Source organism: Aeromonas sp. FL131 (assembly GCF_049860615.1).
Taxonomy (GTDB): domain Bacteria; phylum Pseudomonadota; class Gammaproteobacteria; order Enterobacterales; family Aeromonadaceae; genus Aeromonas; species Aeromonas hydrophila.
Genome location: NZ_CP187595.1, coordinates 1,451,616 through 1,473,394, shown reverse-complemented (window position 1 = coordinate 1,473,394; position 21,779 = coordinate 1,451,616). Strand labels below are relative to the sequence as shown.

The window sequence follows — 21,779 nt, the reverse complement described above, 5'->3', positions numbered from 1 at the left end:
TAGTAGCTATCGATAAAACAATGGGAAACAAATAGATACAAGACAACAAATTTTGAAATTCTAATGTTCCCATGATGGGTTGAATTGCCCTATTAAGTATGAGTATCAGACTTTCTTGGTCAAGACATTACTCTATCAGTAGCCACATCAAACAATTTCAATGTCAAAAATGGCATTTCACTCGAATAAATGGGAAAACATTAATAATGTTTTTCAAGCATCCAATTACACTGCGATAATACAACCACAAAACTGTCATAATATATCGAAAAAGTTGTTAAAATGACTCATTGGTTCACAAACAAAACTATAAAACAACCATATATAATCACACTGCATATGCAGATGTGATCTGTAACTAATTTACTGTTTTCTCTCAATCATTTTTTTAAGCTCATCTAATTTTGTCATGGTTGCATAGAAAGTTTGATATCCATGGTCTTCTATCTTACCTGTTGCGCTCCACGTCGGCACATCTTTAATGTTCTTATTTACAGTGTGAAATTGACCCTCATTACTCAGGCTGCTTACATAATTGAAAGCTGCTGCCAGTTGTATTTTCTGAGCGCCAGACAAAGTGCTTATTATGTCACTAAATTGAGTGGGCGTTAGCCCTAAACGAGCTTGCACCGTAGCACTAATGCTTCTAGTACTTATATATGCAATTCCTTGTGCCTGCATGACAAATGTTGCTAATTTAGTATCCTTTGGCAAATTCCGATAAATACTGCTGATATCATTTCCCACTAAAAATTGGGATATGCGTAAACCAGACACGATTGTAATTCCACTATTCTGATAGCCACCCTGCCCATCAATTTTCCCATAGGGGTCAGCTTCTACATCGAATCCACCACCGGCTGTGCTGCTCCACTGAAATATAAACGTATTACCATCTGACAACTTTGATAATACTTCCGCCTGTAAAGATTGAAATTCTGACTGAGCAGTAGATGCACTCTCAACCTCCGCCGTGCATTCTTCTTTTCCTGCATTTTGGCAAGTAGCCTTAACAAGTAATTTGGTAACTAAGTCTTGTGATTTTTTCTCTAAATTAGTGAAGCTGTTTTTAATGTCTTTTATTTTTTTACCAGGATTTCCTGTCACGGGGTAGTCATATTCGATAACTTTCGACTTATCTGTACTCAGACATATCATTGAATATGGCACTCGATAACTACTCGCAACGCAAGGCATTCCTACAGTATCTATAGGAAGTTGGCCATTTATTGCAAGAAAGCGACTTTGAAATGGAATGTCATTAAAGTAAGATGAGATACCGCCATCATTTTGAGTCGAGCTAGTAAGTTTATCTACTGCACTTAGATTACTAGAACAGCCAGAAATAAGTGCAGAAGAAATACAAAATAAAAACATACATTTCGAAGTCATCATATTATCTCCCCCAGCAGCATTGATACCAATATCACTTGCAAACCATAAGAATATAGTTCGCCATTCAGCATGTGCAAATTTTATTATTATGATTGTATCGTTTACATGATGGTCTTCAATTCATCGCACGCAGAGACCAGCGCCCCTTTGAGCTGAGATGTGTACTGAATTAAGTTACGCAGGCGAAAAAACTATCCCTATAAAAAATGCCGCCCCAAGGGCGGCATTTTTATCAGAGATAACAGGCAAAAGAACTTACCAGCCGGTTACTTCACGCAGGGCCTTGCCGATATCGGCGAGCGACCGCACGGTTTTCACGCCGGCATCTTCTAGGGCGGCAAATTTCTCGGCCGCGGTGCCTTTGCCACCGGCGATGATGGCGCCCGCATGACCCATGCGCTTGCCAGCCGGGGCGGTGACCCCCGCGATGTAGGAGACCACCGGCTTGGTGACATGGGCCTTGATGTAGGCCGCCGCATCTTCCTCGGCGTTGCCGCCGATCTCGCCGATCATCACGATGGCTTCGGTCTGCGGATCATTCTGGAACATCTCCAGGATGTCGATGAAGTTGGAACCCGGGATGGGGTCGCCACCGATACCGACGCAGGTGGACTGGCCGAAGCCCTCGTCCGTGGTCTGCTTGACCGCTTCATAGGTCAGGGTGCCGGAGCGGGAGACAATGCCCACCTTGCCCGGCTTGTGGATGTGGCCTGGCATGATGCCGATCTTGCACTCACCCGGGGTGATGACGCCCGGGCAGTTGGGCCCTATCATGCGCACGCCGGTTTCCTGCAGCTTCACCTTGACGTCCAGCATGTCCAGAGTCGGGATGCCTTCGGTGATGGTGACGATGAGCTTGATGCCGGCATCGATGGCTTCCAGGATGGCGTCCTTGCAGAACGGGGCCGGGACATAGATGACGGAGGCAGTGGCGCCGGTGGCTTCCACGGCGTCACGGACGGTGTTGAACACCGGCAGGCCCAGGTGGGTGGTGCCACCCTTGCCCGGGGAGACGCCGCCGACCATCTGGGTACCGTAGGCAATCGCCTGTTCGGAGTGGAAAGTGCCCTGACCGCCGGTAAAGCCCTGGCAGATCACCTTGGTGTCTTTGTTGATCAGAACGCTCATTATTTGGCCTCCGCTGCTTTTACCACTTGCTGAGCTGCGTCAGTCAGACTCGTTGCGGCGATGATATTGAGGCCGCTGTCGGCCAGTTTACGGGCACCCAGTTCGGCGTTGTTGCCTTCCAGACGCACCACCACGGGCACTTTCACCCCCACTTCCTTGACGGCGCCGATGATGCCTTCCGCGATCATGTCGCAGCGCACGATGCCACCGAAGATGTTGACCAGCACGGCTTGTACCTTGCTGTCGGAGAGGATGATCTTGAACGCCTCGGTCACCCGCTCCTTGGTGGCGCCGCCGCCGACGTCCAGGAAGTTGGCCGGTGAGCCGCCGTGCAGGTTGACGATATCCATGGTGCCCATGGCCAGACCCGCACCGTTGACCATGCAGCCGATGTTGCCATCGAGCGCCACATAGTTCAGCTCCCACTGGGCGGCGTGCGCTTCGCGGGGGTCATCCTGGGACGGATCGTGCATCTGGCGCAGCTTGGGCTGACGGTACAGGGCGTTGGCATCGATGTTGATCTTGCCGTCCAGGCAGTGCAGGTTGCCCTGGGCGGTGATCACCAGCGGGTTGATTTCCAGCAGGGCGAAGTCGCAGTCCAGGAACATCTGGCCCAGACCCATGAAGATCTTGGTGAACTGCTTGATCTGCTCGCCGACCAGACCCAGTTTGAAGGCCAGCTCGCGGGCCTGATAAGGCTGCGGGCCGACCAGCGGATCGATGGCGGCTTTGTGAATGAGTTCCGGGGTTTCGTGGGCGACTTTTTCAATCTCCACGCCACCTTCGGTAGAGGCCATGAAGACCACGCGGCGAGAGCCACGGTCAACCACGGCGCCCAGATAGAGCTCCTTGGCGATGTCGGTGCAAGATTCCACCAGGATCTTGGTGACCGGCTGACCGTTGGCGTCAGTCTGATAGGTCACCAGGTTCTTGCCGAGCCAGTTCTGGGCGAAGGCACGGATCTCGTCCTTGCTCTTGGCCAGCTTGACGCCGCCCGCTTTACCGCGGCCACCGGCGTGGACCTGGCACTTGACGACCCAGGTGTTGCCGCCAATCTTGTCGGCCGCTTCGGCCGCTTCCTGCGGGGTGGCACAGGCATAACCTTCGGAGACCGGCAGGCCATACTCGGCAAACAGCTGTTTTGCCTGATATTCATGCAGATTCATAGATGCTCTATCCGTGTTGTAGGTATTTCCGTCCGGGGCTCGTGTTTCTCAATCCCCTGTGAAAGGGGCCAAGGCGGCCCCTCGTTATCTTTCTAATTTCACTTTCACTCAGACGTTCCGTCGGGGCCGGCTTGGCCCCCGCTTGCCGCCGAACGGGAAGTCCGGCGGCAAGCTTGTGGCGCGAGCCATCAAGCCAGAGGGCTTGCCGGTCCGGCCGATTTCTTTAGACGTCCAGCAGCAGACGGGTCGGATCTTCCAAGAGCTCCTTGATGGAGACCAGGAAGCCCACCGACTCGCGGCCGTCGATGATGCGGTGATCGTAGGAGAGCGCCAGGTACATCATCGGCAGGATCTCGACCTTGCCGTCGACGGCCATGGGGCGGTCCTGGATCTTGTGCATGCCCAGAATGGCGCTCTGGGGCGGGTTGATGATCGGGGTGGACATCAGGGAGCCGAACACGCCACCGTTGGTGATGGTGAAGTTGCCGCCGGTCAGTTCATCCACGGTCAGCTTGCCGTCACGGCCCTTGCCGGCCAGGTCTTTGATGGCCTTCTCGATGTCGGCCAGGCTCATGTTGTCGCAGTCACGCAGCACCGGGGTCACCAGACCACGGGGGGTGGAGACGGCGATGCTGACGTCGAAGTAGTTGTGGTAGACGATGTCGTCACCATCCAGCGCCGCGTTCACTTCGGGGTAGCGCTTGAGGGATTCCACCACCGCCTTCACGTAGAAGGACATGAAGCCGAGCTTGATGCCGTGCTTCTTCTCGAAGATCTCGCCGTACTGCTTGCGCAGCTTCATGATGGGCGCCATGTTGATCTCATTGAAGGTGGTCAGCATGGCGGTGGTGTTCTTGGCCTCCAGCAGACGCTCGGCGATGCGCTTGCGCAGACGGGTCATGGGCACGCGCTTTTCAGTGCGACCGGCCAGCGGAGCGACCGGTGCAGCCGGGGCTGCAGCGACAACCGGGGCGGCGGCAGGCTTGTTGCCACCCTTGATGAAGGCTTCCACGTCTTCCTTGGTGACGCGACCACCCTTGCCGGTACCGGTCAGCTTGGCGACGTCGATGTCATGCTCGGCCACCAGGCGGCGCACGGAGGGGCTCAGACCATCGGCAGCGTCATCGGCCACCGCTTCCACCGGCTTCTCCTTGGTCTCTTCGCCGGCCACCGGGGCAGGCTTGAGCATGGCGATCAGCTGGCGGGAGAGCACGGTGGCCCCTTCGCTTTGCAGGATGTCGCCCAGCACGCCGGCTTCCGGCGCCGGCACTTCCAGCACGACCTTGTCGGTCTCGATGTCGACCAGCACTTCATCACGGGCAACCAGATCACCCGGTTTCTTGTGCCAGGTGGCGATGGTGGCATCCGCCACTGATTCCGGCAGGTCCGGTACTTTGATCTCGATAGTCATCTAATCAGTTCCTTGTTACTTCTTGGCCAGCAGGCTTGTTCCAGAGTCGGAGAGGGTCGGCGCAGCGGCGCGCCCTCTCCTTCGCAACGGGTTTATTCCAGGGTCAGCGCGTCTTCCACCAGGGCTTTTTGCTGCTTGGCGTGGACTGACATGTAACCGACGGCCGGTGAAGCCGACGCCGGGCGACCGGCATAACGCAGACGGGCATGGCTTGGCAGCACGCTGTCATAGTGATGACGGGTGCAGTACCAGGCGCCCTGGTTCTGCGGCTCTTCCTGACACCAGACGAAGTCGGTGACGTGGGCATAGTCGGCCAGAATGGCGCGCACTTCCTCTTCCGGGAAGGGGTAGAGCTGCTCAATTCGCACCAGCGCCACATCTTGCTGCTCGGCCTTGCGACGGGCATCGAGCAGGTCGTAGTAGACCTTGCCGGAGCAGAACACCACGCGCTTGACGCCCTTCGGATCCAGCGCATCGATCTCGCCGATGGCGTTCTGGAAGGTGCCTTCGGCCAGCTCTTCGAGCTTGCTCACCGCCAGCGGGTGGCGCAGCAGGGATTTGGGCGTCATCACGATGAGCGGACGGCGCATCGGACGTACCACCTGGCGACGCAGCATGTGGAACACCTGCGCCGGGGTGGACGGTACGCACACCTGCATGTTGTGCTGGGCGCACATCTGCAGATAGCGCTCCAGACGGGCGGAGGAGTGCTCCGGGCCCTGCCCTTCGTAGCCGTGCGGCAGCAGCATGGTCAGGCCGCACATCCGGCCCCACTTCTGCTCGCCGGAGGAGAGGAACTGATCGACCACCACCTGGGCACAGTTGGCGAAGTCACCGAACTGGGCTTCCCAGATGGTGAGGCCGGCCGGCTCGGCGCTGGCGTAGCCATATTCGAAGGCCAATACCGCGTTTTCGGTCAGCACGGAGTCGTACACCTCGAACGGGCCCTGTTCGTCGTGCAGGTTGCACAGCGGGGTGTAGGTGCTGGCATCGGTCTGGCTGTGCAGCACGGCGTGGCGGTGGAAGAAGGTGCCACGGCCGGAGTCTTCCCCGGTGAAGCGGATACGCGAGCCTTTGTCCACCAGGGTGGCGTAGGCCAGGGTCTCGGCAAAGCCCCAGTCCAGCAGCTTCTCGCCGGCGGCCATCAGACGGCGGTCTTCGTAGATCTTCTCGACCTGGCGCTGCAGCACGTGGGTGGCCGGGTACTGGCTGATGCGCTCGCCGAGGGACTTCAGATGATCCATCGGTACAGTGCTGTCATAGGCCATGGCCCAGTCGTGACCGAGATAAGGGGTCCAGTCGACGGAGTGCAGCTCCATCGGACGCCACTCCTTGCTCACCCGCTCACCGCGATCCAGGGTCTCGCGATATTCGTTGACCAGGGTAGTGGCCAGCTCCTGACTGATGCTGCCTTCCGCCACCAGCTGGTCGGCGTAGATCTTGCGCGGGGTCGGGTGCTGTTTGATCTTCTGGTACATCAGCGGCTGGGTCGCACTCGGCTCGTCGGCCTCGTTGTGACCGTGACGACGGTAGCAGACCAGCTCGATCACCACGTCGCGCTTGAAGGTGTTGCGGTAATCCAGCGCAATCTGGGTCACCAGCACCACGGCTTCTGGGTCATCGCCGTTGACGTGCAGCACGGGGGCCTGCACCGCCTTGGCGATGTCGGTGCAATATTCGGTGGAGCGCAGGTCACGAATGTAAGAGGTGGTGAAGCCCACCTGGTTGTTGATGACGATGCGCACGGTCCCGCCCACGCCATAGGCACGGGTCTGGGACATGTTGAAGGTCTCGGCCACCACGCCCTGACCGGCCATGGCGGAGTCGCCGTGGATGGTGATGGGCAGTACGGTCGAGCCGTCCTTGTCACCACGGCGGTCCATGCGGGCACGGACCGAGCCGATGACCACAGGGTTGACGATTTCGAGGTGAGACGGGTTGAAGGCGAGCGCCAGGTGGACGTTGCCGCCCGGGGTGGCGAAGTCGGACGAGAAGCCCATGTGGTACTTCACGTCACCCGTGCCCCAGGATTCGCCGTGCTTGCCGGCAAACTCGTCGAACAGGTCCTGGGCGCGCTTGCCCAGCACGTTGATCAGCACGTTGAGACGGCCGCGGTGGGCCATGCCGATGACGGCCTCTTTGCAGCCCTGCTCACCGGCGCGGCGAATAAGCTCTTTGAGCATGGGCACCATGGCATCGCCCCCTTCCAGGGAGAAACGCTTGGCCCCCGGGAACTTGGCGCCCAGGTATTTTTCCAGCCCTTCGGCGGCGGTCAGGCTCTCGAGGAAGCGGGTCTTCTCTTCCAGGGTGTAGCTGCCCGTCCCTTCGATGGATTCGAGACGCTGTTGCAGCCAGCGCTTCTCCTCGGTGGAGGTGAGGTGCATGTAGTCGGCGCCGATGCTGCCGCAGTAGGTTTTCTTCAGCGAGGCATACAGATCGGAGAGCACCATGGTCTCGCGGCCGATGGCGTAGGAGCCCACGTTGAAGGTGGCCTCCATGTCTGCGCCCTGCAGGTTGTGAAACGCGGGATCCAGTTCGGCAACGGTTTCACGCGCCCAGAGGCCGAGCGGATCCAGATTGGCGTTTTGATGGCCACGGAAGCGGAAGGCGTTGATCAGCTGCAATACCCGCACCTGCTTGGCATCCACTTGCGGATCGGAGACGGGGGCACTGTAGCGGGAGGGATCCTTGGCCAGGCGACGGAAATAATCGCGGACTCGGGAGTGAGGTTGTTCTATCGCATGGCCATTGACCTGGGGCAGCGAGCTAAACAGGCTGCGCCACTCTTCGGCTACGGACTCGGGGTCTTCCAGGAAGGATTCGTACAAATCCTCAATATAGCTTGCATTCGCACCAGCCAGGTGAGATGACTCCAACCAGGCCTTCATCACGCCGTTATGCATTTCTATCCCTTGTACATCTTGTTCACTGCAGCGCAGCTTGTAGGGTTTAAATAGCCATCCAGCCATGGTGACGGATGGCTATCCAGAGGTCGGGCCTGGCGCGTGACGCCCTGGCCCTGATACTAAACAGCCCGATTGAGCAGCATCGACTTGATCTGACCGATGGCCTTGGTCGGGTTCAAGCCCTTGGGACAGACGTTCACGCAGTTCATGATGCCGTGGCAACGGAACACGCTGAAGGCGTCATCCAGATTACCCAGTCGATCGGTAGCCGCGGTATCGCGGCTATCAGCCAGCCAGCGATAGGCGGCGAGCAGACCGGCCGGGCCGATGAACTTGTCCGGGTTCCACCAGAAGGAGGGGCAAGAGGTGGAGCAGCAGGCACAGAGAATACACTCGTACAGGCCATCCAGCTTGGCGCGCTCTTCGGGGGATTGCAGGTGCTCACGCACGGGCGGCAATTTTTCGTCGTTGATGAGGAAGGGTTTGACCTTCTCCCACTGGGTGTAGAACTGGGTCATGTCGATCACCAGATCACGGATCACCGGCAGGCCTGGCAAGGGACGGATAACGACGTTATTGCCCTTCTTCAGCAGATCGGAGAGCGGGGTGATGCAGGCAAGACCGTTCTTGCCATTCATGTTGAGACCGTCAGATCCACAGACCCCTTCGCGGCAAGAGCGGCGGAAGGCGAGCGTGGGATCCAGCTCTTTGAGCTGGATCAGTGCGTCGAGCACCATCATGTCGGAACCTTCAGGAATATCAAGACGATATTCCTTCATATGAGGGACGTTATCAACATCGGGATTGTATCTGTAGACAGAGAATGTGACGTTCATAGGGCTAGCTCCGCAATCAGTAAGTCCGGACCTTGGGCGGGAACGCCTCACGGGTCTTGGGTGACATGTTGACAGCGCGACGGGTCATGGACTCGGTGTCCGGATGATAGAGGCTGTGGCACAGCCAGCTCTCATCGTCACGCTCCGGGAAATCGAAGCGGCTGTGGGCGCCCCGGCTCTCGGTACGGAAGTTGGCAGCCACCGCGGTGGCATAGGCCGTCTCCATCAGGTTGTCCAGCTCCAGGCACTCGATGCGCTGGGTGTTGAACTCCTTGGAGGTGTCGTCCAGACGGGCGTTCTTGAGGCGCTCGCGGATGAGTTTCAGCTCGGCCAGCCCTTCGGCCATGGCATCGCCTTCCCGGAATACGGAGAAGTTGTTCTGCATGCAGCGCTGCAGGTCTTTGCGGATCTGCACCGGATCTTCACCGTCACGGCAATTTTCCCAGCGATTGAAGCGGGACAGTGCAGCGTCGATATCGGCGTCGGAGGCGGCGCGGCCGTGCTCCATCTCGCTCAGGGTGTTGACCAGGTGCATGCCGGCGGCGCGACCAAATACCACCAGATCCAGCAGCGAGTTGCCGCCCAGACGGTTGGCACCGTGCACCGAAACGCAGGCGATTTCGCCCACCGCAAACAGACCGACCACCGGCACGTCGTTGCCGTCCTTGTCCTGGGTCAGGCACTGGCCATTCACGTTGGTCGGCACGCCGCCCATCATGTAGTGGCAGGTCGGGATGATGGGGATGGGTTCCTTGACCGGATCCACGTGGGCGAAGGTGCGAGAGAGCTCGCAGATGCCGGGCAGGCGGGATTCCAGCACCTCTTTACCGAGGTGATCCAGCTTGAGCTTGATGTGCGGGCCCCAGGGACCGTCGCAGCCACGACCTTCGCGGATCTCGATCATGATGGAACGGGCCACCACGTCGCGACCGGCCAGATCCTTGGCGTTCGGCGCATAACGCTCCATGAAGCGCTCGCCGTCTTTATTGAGCAGGTAGCCGCCTTCACCGCGGCAACCTTCGGTCACCAGCACCCCTGCCCCGGCGATACCGGTCGGGTGGAACTGCCAGAACTCCATGTCCTGCACGCCAACCCCGGCGCGCAGCGCCATGCCGACGCCATCACCGGTGTTGATGTGGGCGTTGGTGGTGGACTGGTAGATGCGACCGGCACCGCCGGTAGCGAGTACGGTGGCCTTGGCCTTGAAGTAGACGACTTCACCGCTCTCCATGTCGATGGCGGTACAGCCAACGATGTGGCCGTCCTGGTTCTTCACCAGATCCAGCGCATACCACTCGGAGAAGACGGTGGTCTTGTTCTTGACGTTTTGCTGATAGAGGGTGTGCAACAGGGCGTGACCGGTACGGTCGGCTGCCGCCGCGGTACGGGCCGCCTGCTCGCCACCGAAATTCTTGGACTGGCCACCAAACGGACGCTGATAGACAGTGCCGTTGTCGAAGCGGGAGAAGGGCAGGCCCATGTTCTCCAGTTCATAGACGGCCTCGGGGCCGGTCTTGCACATGTATTCAATGGCTTCCTGATCACCGATGTAATCGGAGCCCTTGACGGTGTCGTACATGTGCCACTGCCAGTTGTCGTCGTGGGCATTGCCCAGCGCAACCGTGATCCCGCCCTGGGCAGAAACCGTGTGAGAACGGGTCGGGAATACCTTGGATAACAGAGCGCAGCTCTTGCCGGATTGGGCAATCTGCAGCGCGGCCCGCATGCCGGCGCCACCGGCACCGATCACCACCGCATCAAATTCACGAGTTGGAATAGTCACCTTACACCCCCCACAGTACAACGAAGCCGGTCATCAGGTAGACGAACAGCACCACTACCAGGGCAAATTGCAGCGCACCGCGCAACCCCACCGGCTTGATATAGTCGGTCAGCACCTGCCACAGACCGATCCAGGCGTGGATCAGTACGCACAGCAGCGCCAACAGGGTGAACACCTTGGTGAAGGTTTTGGCGAAGAAGCCGGTCCACACCTCGTAGCTGATGTCGTTGAACGCGACAAAGCCCACCAGGTAGAGGACATAACAGGTCATGATGAGGGCGGTGGCGCGGATCAGGATGTAATCGTGAACGCCGCTGCGCCCGAAGGTTGCAGAATTGGTTACCATACCAGTACCCCCGCCAATACCGCCAAAACCGCGGTGATCACGAAGGCCACACGGGCACTCTGATTACCGGATTCCAGCTCTTCCCAATAGCCCATGTCCATGACCAGGTGACGCAGTCCGCCCACAATGTGGTACGCCAGCGCAGTCAGGATCCCCCACAGCACGAATTTGACCAGGAAGTTGTCCATGATGGACACCACGGTCTCAAATCCTTCGGGAGAGGCGAGTGAAGTACCAAGCATCCACAGCAAGATTGAGAGCGCCACAAAGGTGATGACCCCTGAGACACGATGCAAGATGGAAGCGATGGCGGTGACAGGAAAGCTGATCGTCTGTAGGTCGAGGTTTACAGGTCTCTGTTTATTTTTCACGGCTTTGCCCACTCAGCTCCATTGAGCACGTTAGTTATTGTTTTTACACGCTTATGAGGGCATGGAGTGGCATTTGTTAGGTTTTTGTTACCAAAACAACTCAGGAAAGCCAAAAATAACATTTTCAATATCACATCTAGCTTTGCGAAAGCGTTTCAAACACCGACAGCCATCACCCACGAGGCGCAGTATATCGGCGGGCTTAACCAATGACAATCAATTAGCTACAAAGAAAACCCAAAACCGTAAACCAGATCTCACAACTCATTTAACAAATCATTAATGATCATCCAGCAAAATTGACAACAGCCCTGAACTCTGTTTCAAATAAGGCGCTCCAGCCGCCCTGGTACGGGTCAGAACCTTTGCCAGCGTCATCAAACTCGTAATAAAGTAGAGCTGGAATCAAATTATAAAAGAGCAAAGGAGACGTGCTATGGCTGATAAGATAGCCACCCTACATCTGCCCGGTAAAGACCCGGTAGAACTCCCGATCCTGTCAGGAACTGTCGGACCCGACGTGATCGATGTCAGAAAACTGGGCGCGCAAGGGTACTTCACCTTCGACCCCGGTTTTATGGCAACCGGTTCTTGCAAATCATCCATTACGTACATAGATGGCGATCAGGGTGTCTTGCTGCACCGTGGTTACCCCATCGCCCAGTTGGCCACCCAGGCTAGCTATCTGGAAGTCTGCTATATCCTGCTGTACGGCGAGGCGCCCACCAAGGCGCAGTACACGGAATTCGAACGTCTGGTCACCCGCCACACCATGGTGCACGAGCAGATTGCCTTCTTCTTCCGCGGCTTCCGTCGCGACGCCCACCCCATGGCCGTCATGTGCGGCGTGGTCAGTGCGCTCTCAGCCTTCTATCACGATGCCCTCGACATCAACAACGAAGAGCACCGCGAGATCTGCGCCTTCCGTCTGCTCTCCAAGATGCCGACCCTGGCCGCCATGTGCTACAAGTACTCCATCGGTCAGCCGTTCATGCAGCCGCGTAACGCCCTCTCCTATGCCGGCAACTTCCTGCACATGATGTTTGGCGTGCCGACCGAAGAGTACAAGGTCAACCCCATCGTCGAACGCGCCATGGACCGCATCTTCACCCTGCATGCGGACCACGAGCAGAACGCGTCTACCTCCACCGTGCGTCTGGCCGGCTCCTCCGGCGCCAACCCGTTTGCCTGTATCGCCGCGGGGATCGCCTCCCTGTGGGGACCGGCCCACGGTGGTGCCAACGAAGCCTGCCTCAAGATGCTCGAGGAGATCGGCTCCGTTGACCGCATTCCCGAGTACATCGCCAAGGCCAAGGACAAGAACGATCCGTTCCGTCTGATGGGCTTCGGCCACCGGGTCTACAAGAACCACGACCCCCGTGCCACCGTGATGCGCGAAACCTGTCACGAGGTACTGACCGAGCTGCAGATCAAGGATCCGCTGCTGGACGTGGCCATGGAGCTGGAACGCATCGCGCTCTCCGACCCCTACTTCATCGAGAAGAAGCTCTACCCGAACGTGGACTTCTACTCCGGCATCATCATGAAGGCCATCGGCATTCCCATGTCCATGTTCACCGTGATCTTCGCCATCTCCCGTACCATCGGCTGGATTGCCCACTGGAACGAAATGCACTCGGATCCGGATCAGAAGATCGGCCGTCCGCGTCAGCTCTATACCGGTCAGCCGCAACGCGAGTTCACCCCGCTCGACCAACGTTGAGTCACGGGTTTCGGATTTTTTGTTACAAAGGCGGTCATTGACCGCCTTTTTATTTGCCGCTCTAATGCCCCCCTTTCCATCGAAGGAGTTCATCATGAGACCACTGTTCCTCAGCGCCGCTGCCGCCCTGCTGCTCAGCGCCTGTCAAAGCGCCCCCACGCCAACCGCAGGCGAGACCCTCTACGTCAACAGCCAGCTGGTACACTGCGTCGGCGTCGGCCCCATGCAGTGCATGCAGGTGCGCAGTGACGAGCAGCAGCCCTGGACCCTGTTCTATCAGCAGATTGAAGGCTTTCAGTTTGAACCCGGCTACCGCTATCAACTGACCGTCAGCAAGGAGCAGCTCACCGATGTGCCGGCAGATGCCCCTTCCCTGCGCTACCAGCTCATCAAGGTCGTCAGCAAACAGGCGGCGCGCTGATCAAAGCAGGCATCATTTGGAGATGCTTGTTCAGTTCATGACCCGGTTCTGGTACGCTGGTTGACGAATCCATTGCTTAATCAGCGTTTTCGGGCAGCCATGCCCTACCACTATGATCAAGATCCGCACGACACGGGCCAACGACTGGCCCGCCATCATGGCCATTCAGGACGAGTGTTATCACCAGCTGGATCCTGAGCCCATCGAAGTCATGAGCAACAAGGCCGAACTGGCCCCCGCCTGCTGCTGGGTGGCAGAACATCAGGGCCAGGTGCTGGGCTATTTGCTCTGCCACCCCTGGCGCGCCCACCAGCCACCGCCGCTCTCCGTCCCCATTCAACGCCTGGCCGGCAACGACGAATTCTATCTGCACGATCTCGCCGTCTCACGGCAGGCCCGCGGCAAGGGCATAGGGCAGCGGCTGCTCGCCACCGCCCTTGCGTTTGCCGCAGACGAAGGGTTTGAGCACGCTGGTCTGGTGGCGGTGCAGGATGCGCCGGCCTTCTGGCGCAAACAGGGCTTCCAGCCGGCCAGAACCCGCAAGTCCCTCACCGAATATGGCGAGGGCGCGACCTACATGCGGCTGCCGCTGCCGCAACGGGGCTGACGAACACCCAATGAAAAAGGCGCCTTGCGGCGCCTTTTTTCGACTCATGGTGGACTCATCAAGCCTTGAACTTGCTGAACACCAGGGAGGCGTTGGTCCCGCCGAAGCCGAAGCTGTTGGACATGACGGTATTGAGATCTGCCTCTTCGTACTCGCGCACGATGGGCAGGCCTTCGGCCTTCTCGTCCAGGGTCTCGATGTTGATGCTGGGGGCGATGAAGCCGTGTTCCATCATCAGCAGGGAGTAAACGGCCTCGTGCACGCCGGCAGCACCCAGGGCATGACCGGTCATGGCCTTGGTGGCGGAGAGCTTGGGCGCATTGCTGCCAAATAGGGTCTGGATCGCTTCCAGCTCCTTGGTGTCACCGACCGGAGTGGAGGTACCGTGGGTGTTGATGTAATCCACCTTGCCGACACCCTGCATCGCCATCTTCATGCAACGCACCGCGCCTTCACCGCTCGGCGCGACCATGTCGTAGCCATCGGAGGTGGCACCGTAACCGGTGATCTCGGCATAGATGTGGGCACCACGGGCCAGGGCGTGTTCCAGCTCCTCGACCACCAGGATGCCGCCGCCACCGGAGATGACGAAACCGTCGCGATCCGCATCATAGGTACGGGAGGCTTTTTCCGGGGTGTCGTTGTACTTGGTGGACAGGGCACCCATGGCATCGAACTGGATGGTGGAAGACCAGTCCAGCTCCTCGCCGCCGCCGGCGAAGACGATGTCCTGCTTGCCAAGCTGGATCAGTTCCAGAGCGTGACCGATGCAGTGGGCAGAGGTGGCGCAGGCGGAGCTGATGGTGTAGTTGACACCCTTGATCTTGAACGGGGTGGCCAGGCAGGCGGAGGTGGTGGAGGACATGGTACGCGGCACCATGTAGGGACCCACACGCTTGACGCCCTTCTCACGGGCGATATCCGCAGACTCGGAGGTGTTCTTGCCGGAGGCGCCACCGGAGCCGGTCACGATACCGGAACGCTCGTTGGACACCATCTCTTCCGGCAAACCGGCGTCTTCGATGGCCTGTTGCATGGAGAGATAGGCATAAGCCGCTGCATCGCCCATGAAACGCATGACTTTACGGTCGATCAGTTCAGACGGGTCGAGTTTGATGTTACCCCAGACACGGCTGCGCAGGTTGTACTGTTCGAACTGCTCGGAATAGGTGATGCCAGATTTGCCTGCTTTCAGGGAGGCCAGCACTTCTTCCTTGTTGTTGCCGATACTGGAGATGACGCCGATACCGGTGATCACTGCTCTTCTCATTAATTCATCTCGTCTGGAAAAACTGGCGCCAAGTCTACCCGCTTTCGGCTGCCAAACTGGTCTGCTTTCACGTAGAATGCCCGCGATTTTGTGACGCGAGCAGAGGAAAACGTGAGTCAAACATCCTTACATCATGCCCGATTGGACTGGAATGAAGCGGGAACTCCAGTCTCCAATGAGTTCGGAGATGTGTACTTTTCCAATGATAACGGTCTAAGTGAAACCCGCTACGTCTTTTTGCAGCAAAATCGGCTGCCAGCGCGATTTTCGCATCACGATAGTGACATTTTCGTGATAGGTGAGACAGGTTTCGGCACAGGTCTTAACTTTCTGGCGACAATGGCCGCCTTTCTGGAACAGGCGCCCCAATCCGGCAACGGTGCCCGCCTCCACTTCATCAGCTTCGAAAAATACCCGCTGACCCGGGAGGATCTGCGCAAGGCACTGGCCGCCTGGCCAGAGCTCGCCACCTTCAGCCAGCCCCTCATCGCGCAGTGGCCGCTGCCCGTTGCAGGCTGTCATCGGCTGCTCTTTGCCGGCGGCCGCATCCGGCTCGACCTCTGGTTTGGCGACATCAAGGAGATGCTGCCCCAGGTGCCCCACCCGGCAGACGGGCTGGTGGACGCCTGGTATCTTGATGGCTTCTCCCCCGCCAAGAACCCGGAGATGTGGACGCAAGAATTGTTCGACGGCCTGGCCCGCCTGGCGCGGCCCCACGCCACCATCGCCACCTTTACCTGTGCCGGCTTCGTGCGCCGCGGCCTGATTGCCGCCGGTTTTGCCATGCAGAAGGTGAAAGGGCATGGCAGCAAGCGGGAGATGCTGGCCGGGGAGCGCGCAGAGAAACAGCCACAGCAGACCATCGCCCCCTGGTATGCCAGACCTGCCGGCCGCGCGGGCGAGGTGCTGATCATCGGTGGCGGCATCGCCTCGGCCATGACGGCGCTCTCGCTGGTGGAGCGGGGCCGCAAGGTGACGCTCTTGTGCCAGGATGGCGAGCCGGCGACCGGCGCCTCCGGCAACCGGCAGGGAGCCCTCTACCCGCTGCTCAACGGCGAGCACGATGCCCTGTCGCGCTTCTATTCGCTGGCCTTCGGCTTTGCCAGAAACCGATTGTTATCCCTGGCCGAGCGCCACCCTGTCGCCTTCTCGCTGTGCGGCGTCACCCAGCTCGGCTATGACGACAAGTCCGCCGCCAAGCTGGCCAAGATGGCACAAGGCCCCTTCCCGCCCGAACTGATGCAGGTACTTTCCGAGCCGGAGGTTGAGCAAGTGGTCGGCCTGCCCTGCGGTCACGGTGGCGTCAGCTATCCGCAGGGAGGCTGGCTCTGCCCGGCGGATCTCACCCACGCCGCCATCCAGGAGGCGCAGGCCTGCGGGCTGCTTGAGGTGGCGTTCAATACCGAGGTGGTCGCCATTGCCGAACAGGCCGATGGCTGGCAGGTCGAGTCTCGTGACGGGCGCCGCTGGCAAGCCCCCAATCTGGTGGTGGCCGCCGGCCATCAGCTGCCTGCGCTCATCCCCTTTGCCGAGCTGCCGCTCTACCCGGTGCGTGGCCAGGTGAGCCATGTGCCGACCTCGGTGAGCTTGAGCAAGCTCAACACCGTGCTCTGCTACGATGGCTACCTCACTCCGGCTAGCCACGATCACCACTGCATCGGCGCCAGCTATGGTCGCAACCAGACCGACCTCGGGTTTCGCACCGACGAGCAGGCCCAGAACCAGGCGCGACTGCAAGCCTGCCTGCCGCAGCAGAGCTGGCCCGCCGAGGTGGATGTGAGTGGCAATCAGGCCCGGGTCGGCGTGCGCAGTGCCAGTCGGGATCACCTGCCGGTGGCGGGACCAGTCGCCAGCTTGGCCAACCTCGCGGATCACTACGCCGGACTGCAGGGCGATCAGCAAAACGCCGCGCCCTTGCCGCTGCATCCCGGCCTCTATGTGCTGGGGGCGCTCGGCTCGCGGGGACTCTGCTCGGCGCCCCTTTGCGGCGAACTGCTGGCCAGCGAGATCTGCGGCGATCCGTTGCCGCTGGCGGCCGATCTGCTGGAGGCGCTCCACCCGGCCCGCTACTGGGTGCGCAAGCTGCTCAAGGGCAAGCCACTCCAGTGAGCATTCAGATGCTCGGCAAGGCGCAACAACAAAAAGGGCTCCCCAGCGGGAGCCCTTTTTGTTCGCTCAAATCCTCTCGGGCTCAGATGCCCTTTGGCCAGTTAAGCCCCAGCTTGCGACCGTGATCGGTCTGCTGCTGCAACTGGCTGAAACGTTGGCGCGAGCTGGCCAGCACCCCCTGCCCCCGCTGCCAGGCCTGATATTCCAGGGCGGCGCAGTCGCGCTCCACCGGCAGCTGCGCCAGCTGGATGCCGAGCTGGCTGACGCTCTCCAGCAAGATATCTTTGTGGCGGCTCTCGTAATCGAACATGGCGGCCACCAGCTTGTCCCACTTCTGGCGCTCGGCGGCGGAAGCCTTGGCCTTGTCCATCCAGTTCGGCACCATCACCTTGATCCGGGTGGTGACCCTGACCTGCTCCAGCTCGCAGCGCTGCGCCTCGGGACGGGTCTGCAACTGCCAGGAGAGTTGGTAACTGGCCATGCCGATGTGGCCGTTGGCCCGGGCTGTGCCCGCATTGGTCATCTGGCGCGCCAGGCTCGCCACATCCGGTCCGGAAACCCGATAAAACTGAAAGTCGACCTTGATGTCAGGCACCGCCTTGATACCGGTGTAATGGGAACTCTCGGCCCCGGCCGTGGTGGCGAACAACATCAGTGCCACCATGAAAACTTTGCTGACCATTCCCATCTCTGCTGCCTTGACCTCGTTGCTGGCGGGGTTGTTATTTTAATTAATAATCAACGCATTAATACTCGAAGCAGGAGATTAACCGCGATCCCCGCGACTGTCACCTACTCCCGTCACAAAGCCTAAGTGTCAGGTTGACAAGTCGCAACCCCGCACCGCCATTGATTTGCAAGCAAGATCACAAGTGATGCGCAACATCATGGTGAGATACCCCTTATTGGATAATAATCGCCGAGTTTTATGTCGATACATTTCGGGATTGGCCAGATTAACCTCCAAGTTGACGCCAGGAATGCATCCACCTTCATTCGTACTCAGGAACTCACTCTATGATGGAACTCCTTATCGGCACCCTGGTCACCCTGGCTGTGGGTCGCTACATCTTCAAGGGCTACTCGGCCACCGGGGTGTTGCTCAGCGGCGGCTTGCTGCTGCTGGCGATCACCGCCCTGATGGGCAAGGCGGTGCTGCCCACCAGCGTCACCTCCACCGGCCACGTGGCCACCGACATCTTCGAATACGTGCGCTTCCTGCTGGTGGATCGGGGCGGTGGCCTCGGCATGCTGATCATGGTGCTGTGCGGCTTCGCCGGCTACATGAGCCACATCGGCGCCAACACCATTTTGGTGAAGCTGGCCAGCAAGCCGCTTGGCATCATCAAGTCCCCCTACATCCTGCTGGTTGCCGCCTATCTGGTGGCCTGTGCCATGTCGCTGGCGGTGAGCTCCGCCACCGGCCTCGGCGTACTCTTGATGGCCACCCTGTTCCCGCTGATGGTCAATATGGGGATCTCCCGTGGCGCCGCAGCGGCGGTGTGTGCCTCGCCGGCCGCCATCATCCTGGCCCCCACCTCCGGGGACGTGGTGATGGCCGCCCAGGCCGCCAACATGGAACTGCTCGATTTTGCCTTCAAGCTGACCCTGCCCATCTCGCTGGTGGCCATCGCCGCCATGGCGGTGACCCACTTCTTCTGGCAGCGTTATCTGGATCAGAAGGCAGGCGAGCACAACGAGGCGGTCGCCCCGAGCGATCTCATCACCGATGCCCCCGGTTTCTACGCCATTCTGCCCTTTACTCCCATCATCGGGGTGCTGCTGTTTGACGGCAAACTCGGGCCCAAGCTCGACATCGTCACCATCATCGTCATCTGCCTGGTGCTGGCCGCCCTGCTGGAGCTGGCCCGCAAGCGCAACGGCAAAGAGCTGCTGGACGGGTTGCAGGTGTGCTGGCGCAGCATGGCCGACGCCTTCGCTGGCGTGGTGATGCTGCTGGTGGGTGCCGGGGTGTTTGCCCAGGGGTTGATGGGGCTCGGCTTCATCGCCAACCTCCTGGATCTGGCCCAGAGCTTTGGTACCGGCGGCATCGTCATCATGCTGGTGCTGGTGGTCATCACCACTCTGGCCGCCTTTACCACGGGGTCCGGCAACGCTCCCTTCTATGCCTTCGTGGAGCTTATTCCCCATCTGGCCACCAGCCTCGGTGTCAACCCCGCCTACCTGGTGATCCCCATGCTGCAGGCCTCCAACCTGGGCCGCACCATCTCGCCGGTTTCCGGGGTGGTGGTCGCCTGTGCGGGGATGGGCAACCTCTCGCCGTTCGAAGTGGTCAAGCGCACCTCGGTGCCAGTCGCGGTCGGTCTGCTGGTGGTAATCCTCGCCACCCAGATCATGGTGCCTGCCTAAATTGGCCGGGGCTCCCTGAGCGGATGCCCCGCCTCTATATTCGCGCTACCAGCCCGGCCTGCCGCCGGGCTGGTATCTCCCCCCGCCATTGGAGTAGACTCGGTGCTCTTTTTTCTCTAAGGAGGACCGAGATGAGTATTACGGTTCAACTTGCCCACTTCAGTGACTGCCACTCCCATTTCGATGGCGCACCCATGCGCTTCGCCCCCGCAGGCGAGTCCGAGTGGCGCACCCAGTGTGGTGGCTACGCCCGCATCCTGACCCGGCTCAACGCCTTGCGCCGACAAGCCGACACGGCGGGCCAGACCTGCCTGTTCCTGCACGGCGGTGACACCTTCCAGGGCTCGCTCTATTTCAACCGCTTCAAGGGGCGCGCCAACGCCGACCTGCTCAGCCTGCTGCAGCCAGACGCCATGGTGATCGGCAATCACGAATTCGATCTGGGCAACGGGCCGCTGGTGGAATTTTTGCGCCAGCTCGACTTTCCGGTGCTGGCCGCCAACCTCGACAGCAGTCAGGAGCCCGCCGACGCCCCGCTGCGACTGCGCGGTCTGCCTCAGTTGTATGATGCCAGCCGTCCCTGGCACCAGCGCATCATCGACGGCGTGCCCTTCGCCCTGCTCGGCATCACGCTGCCGCAGATGGCGGCCATCGCCAGCCCTGATCCCCACACCCGCTTTCACGGCATCGAGCAGACCCTGAAAGCCGCGCTGGCAGAGATCAAGGCCGCCGGCATCCGCCACATCATCCTGCTGAGCCACCTGGGGCTGGAGCAGGACAAACAGCTGGCCGAGCATTTCCCCGAGCTCAGCCTCATCATCGGTGGCCACACCCACAGCCTGCTGGGGGATCTGGCGCCGCTCGGTCTGGCGAGCGAGGGCAGCTATCCGCTGATGCGAAACGGCGTCGCCATCCTGCACGCCGCCCACAGCGCTCTCTGCCTCGGGGTGTGCGAGCTGACGTTTGACCAGCACGGCCGGGTAGCGCGCAGCCGTGGCCAGCTGGAGTGGCTGCCCTGGCAGCCCTGGCCGTTTGCCTCGACACCGCCGGCCGGGCTGCACTTTTGCGAGCCGGCGCCTGCGCTCGAGCAACTGCTGGCCAAACGCTACCGGCCCGAGCTCGAGACCATGACCCAGCGCATCGTGACCCGCCTTGGCGGGCCGCTGCACCATCAGCGGCTGCCCGATGCCAGCCTGCCGGCCGGCAGCCAGGTGGCGCCCCTGGTGGCCAGCGCCATGCTGGCCGGGGCCCGCGAGCAAGTCGGTCAGGTGGACTTCGCCCTGCACAATGCCGGCGGGGTGCGCTGTTCCCTCGAACCCGGGCCGCTCAGCGAAGCGGACATCGCCGGCCGCCTGCTGCCCTTCGCCATCCCGCTCACCCTCTATCGGGTGCACGGCCATGAGCTGGCCGAGGCACTGGAGGGGGCCATCGACAACGCCACCAACAACGGCGTGACGGGCAATGGCAGCGGCAGCTTCCCCTATACCGCCGGCGTGCGCTTCTGTTATCAGGCGGACCAACCCAAAGGGCGCCGGATCACCCGGCTGGAGTGGGAGCGCGCCCCCGGCCAGTGGCAGCCGGTCGAGGCCGATGCCATCTATCGGGGGGTTTCCAGCGCCTACACCGCCTCCGGCAAGGAGGGCTACACCGCGCTGGCCCGCACCCTGACCCAGCACAACCAGGAGCTCGGCATCACCCTGGCGGATGCCTTCATCCGCTGGGCCCGCTATCTGCCAGAGCTCGCCGCTGCGCCGGCACTGGTGGAGTATCAGGGGCCATCCACCCGGTAAGGATCTGCCGGGCCCCTTGGTGGAGGTCCGCCAGGCCGCTTTAGCCGGTGTTGTCAGAACACGTGCCGCTTTCATGCCGTAAAGCGGCACTTTTACAAATTATTTCAAGCACATTCCCCTCGCCCATTGCATCGTGCTGTCAGGCTC

General features: G+C 59.9%; 17 protein-coding genes. 6 read left to right on the top strand and 11 right to left on the bottom strand.

Translation table 11 applies throughout. From position 1 onward, the window contains the following. Positions 1–363 precede the first annotated feature (363 nt). From ACPW75_RS07040 to sdhC, 9 genes are all read right to left on the bottom strand, one after another. Positions 364–1,395 (bottom strand): hypothetical protein, encoded by a 1,032-nt coding sequence (locus ACPW75_RS07040; protein ID WP_190283619.1) that lies wholly within the window; start codon positions 1,393–1,395, stop codon positions 364–366. 255 nt (positions 1,396–1,650) lie between these two features. Continuing rightward, complete coding sequence (gene sucD, locus ACPW75_RS07035; RefSeq protein WP_005300222.1) at positions 1,651–2,523, bottom strand: succinate--CoA ligase subunit alpha; 873 nt, start codon at positions 2,521–2,523, stop codon at positions 1,651–1,653. Continuing rightward, positions 2,523–3,689 (bottom strand): ADP-forming succinate--CoA ligase subunit beta, encoded by a 1,167-nt coding sequence (gene sucC / locus ACPW75_RS07030; protein WP_016350506.1) that lies wholly within the window; start codon positions 3,687–3,689, stop codon positions 2,523–2,525. Before sucC ends, sucD begins: the two co-directional genes overlap by 1 nt. A gap of 223 nt (positions 3,690–3,912) precedes the next feature. Continuing rightward, positions 3,913–5,100, bottom strand: a complete 1,188-nt coding sequence (gene odhB, locus ACPW75_RS07025) for a 2-oxoglutarate dehydrogenase complex dihydrolipoyllysine-residue succinyltransferase (protein ID WP_017409622.1) — start codon at positions 5,098–5,100, stop codon at positions 3,913–3,915. Positions 5,101–5,192: 92 nt separating this feature from the next. Beyond that, positions 5,193–8,003 carry a 2-oxoglutarate dehydrogenase E1 component gene (sucA, locus tag ACPW75_RS07020; protein ID WP_024945410.1) on the bottom strand — a complete coding sequence of 937 codons (2,811 nt, stop codon included), beginning with the start codon at positions 8,001–8,003 and terminating at the stop codon, positions 5,193–5,195. Positions 8,004–8,125: 122 nt separating this feature from the next. Then, positions 8,126–8,842, bottom strand: a complete 717-nt coding sequence (locus tag ACPW75_RS07015; protein WP_011705798.1) for a succinate dehydrogenase iron-sulfur subunit — start codon at positions 8,840–8,842, stop codon at positions 8,126–8,128. 16 nt (positions 8,843–8,858) lie between these two features. Continuing rightward, the gene (gene sdhA, locus ACPW75_RS07010; protein WP_011705797.1) at positions 8,859–10,625 is read right to left on the bottom strand and encodes a succinate dehydrogenase flavoprotein subunit; all 1,767 of its coding nucleotides are present in this window, start codon (positions 10,623–10,625) and stop codon (positions 8,859–8,861) included. Between the two features lies 1 nt (position 10,626). Then, a complete protein-coding gene (gene sdhD / locus ACPW75_RS07005) occupies positions 10,627–10,971 on the bottom strand; it encodes a succinate dehydrogenase, hydrophobic membrane anchor protein (protein WP_011705796.1) in 345 nt (114 codons plus the stop codon). Next, entirely contained in the window at positions 10,965–11,354 is a 390-nt protein-coding gene (sdhC, locus tag ACPW75_RS07000) for a succinate dehydrogenase cytochrome b556 subunit (RefSeq protein WP_011705795.1), read from the bottom strand. The genes sdhD and sdhC overlap by 7 nt, the downstream gene beginning before the upstream one ends. A gap of 424 nt (positions 11,355–11,778) precedes the next feature. Here sdhC and ACPW75_RS06995 point away from each other — a divergent pair, with 424 nt between their 5' ends. The 3 genes from ACPW75_RS06995 to ACPW75_RS06985 all read left to right on the top strand — a co-directional run bounded on the left by ACPW75_RS06995 (position 11,779) and on the right by ACPW75_RS06985 (position 14,093). Next, a complete protein-coding gene (locus tag ACPW75_RS06995; RefSeq protein WP_005300205.1) occupies positions 11,779–13,065 on the top strand; it encodes a citrate synthase in 1,287 nt (428 codons plus the stop codon). 94 nt (positions 13,066–13,159) lie between these two features. After that, positions 13,160–13,486 carry a DUF4377 domain-containing protein gene (locus ACPW75_RS06990; protein ID WP_077095926.1) on the top strand — a complete coding sequence of 109 codons (327 nt, stop codon included), beginning with the start codon at positions 13,160–13,162 and terminating at the stop codon, positions 13,484–13,486. 112 nt (positions 13,487–13,598) lie between these two features. Continuing rightward, the gene (locus ACPW75_RS06985; RefSeq protein WP_042065806.1) at positions 13,599–14,093 is read left to right on the top strand and encodes a GNAT family N-acetyltransferase; all 495 of its coding nucleotides are present in this window, start codon (positions 13,599–13,601) and stop codon (positions 14,091–14,093) included. Between the two features lie 58 nt (positions 14,094–14,151). Here ACPW75_RS06985 and fabB read toward each other — a convergent pair whose 3' ends face one another. Further along, on the bottom strand, positions 14,152–15,363 hold the full coding sequence (fabB, locus tag ACPW75_RS06980) for a beta-ketoacyl-ACP synthase I (RefSeq protein WP_029301086.1): 1,212 nt from the start codon (positions 15,361–15,363) through the stop codon (positions 14,152–14,154). 90 nt (positions 15,364–15,453) lie between these two features. Between fabB and mnmC the strand changes: the two genes are divergently transcribed. Beyond that, the gene (mnmC, locus tag ACPW75_RS06975) at positions 15,454–17,472 is read left to right on the top strand and encodes a bifunctional tRNA (5-methylaminomethyl-2-thiouridine)(34)-methyltransferase MnmD/FAD-dependent 5-carboxymethylaminomethyl-2-thiouridine(34) oxidoreductase MnmC (protein ID WP_179101382.1); all 2,019 of its coding nucleotides are present in this window, start codon (positions 15,454–15,456) and stop codon (positions 17,470–17,472) included. Positions 17,473–17,554: 82 nt separating this feature from the next. Here the strand turns inward: mnmC and ACPW75_RS06970 are convergent, their stop codons facing one another. After that, complete coding sequence (locus ACPW75_RS06970; RefSeq protein ID WP_179101383.1) at positions 17,555–18,154, bottom strand: DUF922 domain-containing Zn-dependent protease; 600 nt, start codon at positions 18,152–18,154, stop codon at positions 17,555–17,557. Positions 18,155–18,489: 335 nt separating this feature from the next. On the opposite strand from ACPW75_RS06970, the gene dcuC reads away from it, so the two are divergent. Further along, positions 18,490–19,842, top strand: a complete 1,353-nt coding sequence (gene dcuC, locus ACPW75_RS06965; RefSeq protein WP_016350497.1) for an anaerobic C4-dicarboxylate transporter DcuC — start codon at positions 18,490–18,492, stop codon at positions 19,840–19,842. Between the two features lie 131 nt (positions 19,843–19,973). After that, on the top strand, positions 19,974–21,632 hold the full coding sequence (locus ACPW75_RS06960; protein WP_077095928.1) for a bifunctional metallophosphatase/5'-nucleotidase: 1,659 nt from the start codon (positions 19,974–19,976) through the stop codon (positions 21,630–21,632). Positions 21,633–21,779 lie beyond the last annotated feature (147 nt).

Excerpts from the sequence above, each read along its gene's own strand:
- ACPW75_RS07040 (WP_190283619.1), bottom strand. The coding sequence starts at position 1,395 with ATGATGACTTCGAAATGTATGTTTTTATTTTGTATTTCTTCTGCACTT.
- sucD (WP_005300222.1), bottom strand. The coding sequence starts at position 2,523 with ATGAGCGTTCTGATCAACAAAGACACCAAGGTGATCTGCCAGGGCTTT.
- sucC (WP_016350506.1), bottom strand. The coding sequence starts at position 3,689 with ATGAATCTGCATGAATATCAGGCAAAACAGCTGTTTGCCGAGTATGGC.
- odhB (WP_017409622.1), bottom strand. The coding sequence starts at position 5,100 with ATGACTATCGAGATCAAAGTACCGGACCTGCCGGAATCAGTGGCGGAT.
- sucA (WP_024945410.1), bottom strand. The coding sequence starts at position 8,003 with ATGCATAACGGCGTGATGAAGGCCTGGTTGGAGTCATCTCACCTGGCT.
- ACPW75_RS07015 (WP_011705798.1), bottom strand. The coding sequence starts at position 8,842 with ATGAACGTCACATTCTCTGTCTACAGATACAATCCCGATGTTGATAAC.
- sdhD (WP_011705796.1), bottom strand. The coding sequence starts at position 10,971 with ATGGTAACCAATTCTGCAACCTTCGGGCGCAGCGGCGTTCACGATTAC.
- ACPW75_RS06995 (WP_005300205.1), top strand. The coding sequence starts at position 11,779 with ATGGCTGATAAGATAGCCACCCTACATCTGCCCGGTAAAGACCCGGTA.
- ACPW75_RS06990 (WP_077095926.1), top strand. The coding sequence starts at position 13,160 with ATGAGACCACTGTTCCTCAGCGCCGCTGCCGCCCTGCTGCTCAGCGCC.
- ACPW75_RS06985 (WP_042065806.1), top strand. The coding sequence starts at position 13,599 with ATGATCAAGATCCGCACGACACGGGCCAACGACTGGCCCGCCATCATG.
- fabB (WP_029301086.1), bottom strand. The coding sequence starts at position 15,363 with ATGAGAAGAGCAGTGATCACCGGTATCGGCGTCATCTCCAGTATCGGC.
- ACPW75_RS06970 (WP_179101383.1), bottom strand. The coding sequence starts at position 18,154 with ATGGTCAGCAAAGTTTTCATGGTGGCACTGATGTTGTTCGCCACCACG.
- dcuC (WP_016350497.1), top strand. The coding sequence starts at position 18,490 with ATGATGGAACTCCTTATCGGCACCCTGGTCACCCTGGCTGTGGGTCGC.
- ACPW75_RS06960 (WP_077095928.1), top strand. The coding sequence starts at position 19,974 with ATGAGTATTACGGTTCAACTTGCCCACTTCAGTGACTGCCACTCCCAT.